The organism is Klebsiella sp. K5-45, from assembly GCF_030128605.1.
Classification (GTDB): domain Bacteria; phylum Pseudomonadota; class Gammaproteobacteria; order Enterobacterales; family Enterobacteriaceae; genus Klebsiella; species Klebsiella quasipneumoniae.
The window spans coordinates 1-916 of record NZ_JAKUZW010000055.1 but is presented as its reverse complement, the minus strand read 5'-3'; the positions used below and the strand labels follow the sequence as shown (position 1 = coordinate 916).

General features: G+C 40.6%; 3 protein-coding genes. All 3 read right to left on the bottom strand.

Annotated elements, in window-relative coordinates:
- Nucleotides 1-93 (bottom strand): hypothetical protein (locus MKS11_RS27410; protein ID WP_236904630.1); only part of this gene is annotated, 93 nt, incomplete at its 3' end.
- A 69-nt stretch (nt 94-162) separates the two neighbouring features.
- On the bottom strand, nt 163-534 hold the full coding sequence (locus tag MKS11_RS27405) for a TraY domain-containing protein (RefSeq protein WP_004208838.1): 372 nt from the start codon (nt 532-534) through the stop codon (nt 163-165).
- 311 nt (nt 535-845) lie between these two features.
- The coding region (locus MKS11_RS27400; RefSeq protein WP_223349232.1) for a hypothetical protein at nt 846-916 on the bottom strand (71 nt) is incomplete at its 5' end.

The window sequence follows — 916 nt, the reverse complement described above, 5'->3', positions numbered from 1 at the left end:
TTTATTGTAGGTGGGCCAGTTGGAGATTTTGAACTTTTGCTTTGCCACGGAACGGTCTGCGTTGTCGGGAAGATGCGTGATCTGATCCTTCAACTCAGCAAAAGTTCGATTTATTCAACAAAGCCATAGATAATGTTTAAATGGTAATACCTTCGGGACTACTTATGTTTCAGATACTGACCTCCTTATCACTTCGACTTCAGAACTATAAAAATCAGGAAATTCGAACAGATGTGCTTTGAGACGAAGATAAACTTCATGCGACTTGCTTCTGTTACTTTTATTTTTAGCTGCAATCAGTTTTTTGTTTGTATCCTCATCAAAGCGGGCCATAACAACAGGACCAAAACTCACACTCTTATATGTTACAGTTGGATAAAAATCTGGATAGCGTAAAAGGTGATCCTTAACCCTAAGCACAACCTCCCCAGCCTTACTACGTCCGCTTCTCTCTTTGGCATTTACCAATTTCAGATGCGTATCTTCATCAAGTTTGAAACTAACGCATGGACCTAATGCCGGACGAGTAGTCATTCGCCTCACTTGCACCTCCACTCTACTTTTCAATAGGAGTAGTCTCACAAATAAAACCCCTTAACACAATAGACAAAAGGTCACTATTTATTTAACAATTTATTAACGCGACTTCCAATTAATTCTGTAACAACCTTACAGAATGAAAAGGCCATTCCACTGGCGAATAAAAAATAAAATACCTCTTCTCTCGTGCGGATTGGTAAAGCAGCAAGAATACGATTCACCCTGTTTTTCGATGTTCCAATTGCTATAGGCTTTGTTGAATAAATCAGATTTCGGGTAAGTCTCCCCCGTAGCGGGTTGTGTTTTCAGGCAATACGCACGCTTTCAGGCATACCTGCTTTCGTCATTTTGTTCAGCGCTCGTACCAGGGCCATAG

What these genes read in the sequence shown, in the direction of transcription:
- MKS11_RS27405 (WP_004208838.1), bottom strand. Translation starts at nt 534, where the DNA reads ATGACTACTCGTCCGGCATTAGGTCCATGCGTTAGTTTCAAACTTGAT.